Origin of the sequence: Geminicoccus harenae (assembly GCF_019800005.1) — a bacterium.
GTDB classification, from domain to species: Bacteria; Pseudomonadota; Alphaproteobacteria; order Geminicoccales; family Geminicoccaceae; genus Geminicoccus; species Geminicoccus harenae.
In genome coordinates this window covers 1-559 of sequence record NZ_JABGCL010000257.1, presented here as the reverse complement: position 1 = coordinate 559, position 559 = coordinate 1, and the positions used below count along the sequence as shown (strand labels likewise).

Below are 559 nucleotides of genomic sequence, written 5' to 3'. Positions count from 1 at the left end.
ATCTTAAATGACATTTGAAACATATTTAAAACATGGCGTGAAGTGTTTTAATAAAAGGAAATCAAAATTAAGTCTCTTGGGAATTTTATCAAACACTTGGTGGGCAACATTTCAAGCTTGTGAAGCTAGTGAAATGGGGCTCCCAAGCTATGCCAATTACACATTTCATGACATTGAGGCATCAAACAACATCCAAAGATCAATATCAAAGCATATAAACATCAAAGATTCAAAGAAATTCTCAAGGAAAGTAAGCTTACACGTGTGTGAGTGTTGATTATGGAAAGATGATTGTCCTTCTCCAAGAGCAAGCTTGTGTTGTTTGGGTCATGCCTTGGAGCATCACACTTGTTCATTAGCATAAATGGGTAGCTTGTAGACTCATCCTCTTCATATGCTATGGTTGTAGAGCTTGAGATTGCAAGAATGAGAGAAAGTGTATTTGGGTTTGTAGATCCCCAATTTGAAATACAATGGTGAAATCCCAAGTTTTGATGCACAAATTTGAGAATTTGAACAACACTTGAGGTGTTTGAAGAGTAATTTGAATGAATTAAAG

At 35.6% G+C, this 559-nt stretch carries 1 protein-coding gene; it reads right to left on the bottom strand.

Going from position 1 to position 559, the window contains the following annotated elements; genetic code table 11:
- Positions 1-221: 221 nt before the first annotated feature.
- Positions 222-559: hypothetical protein (locus HLA95_RS27825; protein ID WP_222185226.1), on the bottom strand; the 338-nt coding region annotated here is incomplete at its 5' end.